The sequence below is a fragment of the Pedobacter sp. 01T416_2 genome (assembly GCF_056398925.1).
In genome coordinates this window covers 1-3,879 of sequence record NZ_JBFTQI010000578.1, presented here as the reverse complement: position 1 = coordinate 3,879, position 3,879 = coordinate 1, and the positions used below count along the sequence as shown (strand labels likewise).

Below are 3,879 nucleotides of genomic sequence, written 5' to 3'. Positions count from 1 at the left end.
ACGGATAATTGGCCGCGTTGTATACAGATTGCATGGCAACTGCACGATGAGATGGGGAGATTGGTTGAACATCAGGATTATCTGGTTAAACCAGAGGGATTTAATATTCCGTACGATGCAGAACGGATCCATGGTATTTCTACCGAACTCGCTGCCGAACAAGGTATTGGTTTCGACGAAATGCTGGCCAAGTTTAACGAAGTTTTAGATAAAGCCAAGTTTATTGTAGGCCAGAATGTTGGTTTCGACGTAAACATTATGGGCTGTGAGTTTCACCGGTTTGGTGTAGCTAACCGTTTGGCCGAGATGCCTGTGTTGGATACCTGTACCGAAGTTACCGCCCAGCTTTTACAATTGCCTGGAGGTAGGGGCGGAAGGTTTAAACTGCCAACCTTAACCGAGTTACATTCTTATTTGTTTGGTGTTCCTTTTTACGAAGCCCACAACGCAACTGCCGATGTGGAAGCAACTACACGTTGTTTCTTGGAATTGGTAAAAAGAGAGGTTTTTAAAAAAGAAGAACTACAGGTTGATGTAGAATATTTTCCTCGTTTTAGAGAGATAAACCCGGCTACGATTGAAGGAGTTGGTTTAAAACACATCAATTTAAAGGCTGCGTCTGATGAAATCCGCAAGCGTTTACAAAAAGCTGAGGGTGGAGGGATTTCGAAACAGGAACTTGCTGGAAACAAACAGGAACTTGCTGCAGCAACCTTTGTACATTTACACAACCACACCCAGTTTTCTGTATTACAAAGTACCATCAGTATTCCCGATCTGGTAAAAGCTGCAGCAGCACAAAAAATGCCTGCAGTAGCCATGACCGATCATGCGAACATGATGGGGGCTTTCCATTTTGTGAATCATGTTTTAAATCATAACAAAGCGGCCGAAGCAAAAAATGCTGCTGCAATTGAGGCAGGCGAGCGCCCTACGGAAGTGGTAATGACACCGATTGTTGGGGTAGAATTTTTTGTTTGTAATAATCACTTAGACCGGACCGCAAAAGATAATGGTTACCAGATGGTGCTGTTGGCGAAGAATAAAAAAGGCTATCACAATTTAGCTAAAATGTCTTCTATCGCTTATACCAAGGGTTTTTATTACGTGCCCCGTATCGATAGGGAGGTAATTGAACAGTATAAAGATGATATTATTGTTTTATCGGGTAACCTATCCGGAGAGATCTCGAACAAAATTTTAAACATGGGCGAAACCCAGGCTGAAGAAGCGTTGATCTGGTGGAAGAACATGTTTGGCGATGATTTCTATGTGGAAGTAATGCGTCACAACCAAGAAGATGAAGACCGTGTAAACGAATCGTTAATTGCACTGGCAAGAAAGCATACTGTTAAATTGATAGCCACCAATAATACCTATTACATTAACAAGAAGGATGCAAATGCGCACGATATCTTGCTGTGTGTAAAAGATGGTGAAAAACAGGCAACGCCAATTGGCCGTGGTCGCGGTTACCGTTATGGCTTGCCCAATCAAGAATATTATTTCAAATCTGGTGATGAAATGAAATCGCTTTTTGCCGATTTGCCGGAGGCGATTGTAAATATTAAAGAAATTGTAGATAAGATCGAAATTTATAAACTTGCCCGTGAAGTACTCTTACCTAAATTCGATATTCCAGAAGAATTTTTAGTGGCGGAAGACGAGGCCGATGGAGGAAAACGTGGGGAAAATAAATTTTTGCGTCACCTTACTTACGAAGGAGCTAAAAAACGCTATGGCGTGTTAACCCCTGAGGTTATCGAACGTTTAGATTTCGAATTACAGACCATTGAAAAAACCGGTTATCCTGGTTATTTCCTAATTGTACAGGATTTTATTGCCGAAGCCMGCCGCAGGGATGTTTCGGTAGGCCCTGGCCGTGGTTCTGCTGCCGGATCGGTGGTGGCTTATTGTTTATGGATCACGAATATCGATCCCATTAAGTATGATCTCCTTTTTGAGCGTTTCTTAAATCCCGATCGTGTATCCATGCCCGATATTGATATCGATTTTGACGATGAGGGCCGTGGCCGTGTAATGGAATATGTAATTGGCAAATACGGTTCCAGCCAGGTTGCGCAGATTATCACTTATGGAACCATGGCCGCCAAATCTTCTATCCGTGATACAGCGAGAGTATTGGATCTGCCACTTTTTGAAGCAGATAAGATTGCCAAGCTGATCCCGAATATGAAGCTCGCAAAAATCTTCACGCTGGATGAGAAAACACTGAAAGAAGCTTTGCGCCCTGATGAATATGAACGCGTTGTTGAATTGAAAAACCTTGGCGCATTAAAAGATTTGAGTGCCGAAACCATACAACAGGCACAGATTTTAGAAGGCTCTTTACGGAACACTGGTATTCATGCCTGCGGGGTTATTATTACGCCAAGCGATATTACCAATTTCGTTCCCGTTTCTACTGCAAAAGATTCTGATTTATATGTTACCCAATTTGATAACTCGGTTGTAGAAAGTGCGGGTTTATTAAAGATGGACTTTTTGGGTTTAAAAACCCTTACCCTGATAAAGGATACCGTAAAACTGGTTAAAAAACGGTTTGGTATCGATCTTGATCCGGATAATTTTCCAATTGATGATGTATTAACCTATGAGCTTTTCCAGCGTGGTGAAACCATCGGGATTTTCCAGTACGAGAGTCCGGGCATGCAGAAATACATGAAGGAGCTTAAACCAACGGTTTTCGACGATTTAATTGCGATGAACGCACTATATCGCCCAGGCCCGATGGAGTATATTCCAAGTTTCGTTCGCCGTAAAAATGGCGAAGAAGAAATTAAGTACGATTTAGATGCCTGCGAAGAGTATTTGAAAGAAACCTATGGAATTACCGTTTATCAGGAGCAGGTAATGCTCTTATCGCAGAAACTGGCCGGATTTACCAAAGGTGAGGCCGACGTGCTGCGTAAGGCGATGGGTAAGAAACAGAAAGACGTTCTGGATAAAATGAAACCAAAGTTTGTGAAACAAGCGGCCGAGAAAGGCCATGATGCCACAACTTTAGAGAAAATATGGAAAGATTGGGAAGCATTTGCATCCTATGCTTTCAACAAATCGCACTCTACCTGTTATGCATGGATTGCCTATCAAACCGCATACTTAAAAGCACATTACCCTGCCGAATATATGGCTGCGGTACTGTCTAACAACATGAGTGATATTAAACAGGTAGCTTTCTTTATGGAAGAATGTCGCCAGATGAGTGTTACGGTATTAGGCCCCGATGTGAACGAATCCGACCTCAAATTCTCGGTAAATGCCAAAGGCGAAGTCCGCTTCGGTATGTCGGCAGTAAAAGGTGTAGGTGAAAAGGCAGTAGAAAGTATTATTGAAGAAAGATTGGCAAATGGACCTTATGGTAATGTGTACGATTTTGCCAAGCGTTCTAACACCCGCATTGTAAATAAAAAAGCTTACGAGAGTTTTGTGTACAGCGGTGCTTTCGATGCATTTGGTGGGCACAGGGCGCAGTATTTTTATATCGGCCCGAACGATAAAATGAATGGCATTGAAAAGATTATCAAATATGCCAACGATTTTCAGAACAATGAAAGTACGTCACAAGCTTCCTTATTCGGTGGCTCTAAAGCTGATCTTATTTTAGAACCAAGTTTGCCGGTTTCGCCAGAATGGGCATTAATGGACAGGTTAAAGTACGAGAAAGATGCTATTGGAATTTTCCTTTCTGGCCACCCTTTAGATAATTATAAACTCGAACTCGATAAATTCTGTACCCATGGCGTTAAACAGCTGAGCATCATCAACAAGGTGCGTATGGGCGACAATAATGAAGAGGTTTTGGCCGAATTCGAAAAGCTCAAAAACCGTGAGCTCTGCGTAGGCGGACTTGTGGTA

The 3,879-nt window shown here is 42.3% G+C and carries 1 protein-coding gene; it reads left to right on the top strand.

Annotated features, from left to right (window positions below; translation table 11 throughout):
* Positions 1 to 3,879 (top strand): DNA polymerase III subunit alpha (gene dnaE / locus AC1DPQ_RS20595; RefSeq protein ID WP_477610721.1); only part of this gene is annotated, 3,879 nt, incomplete at both ends.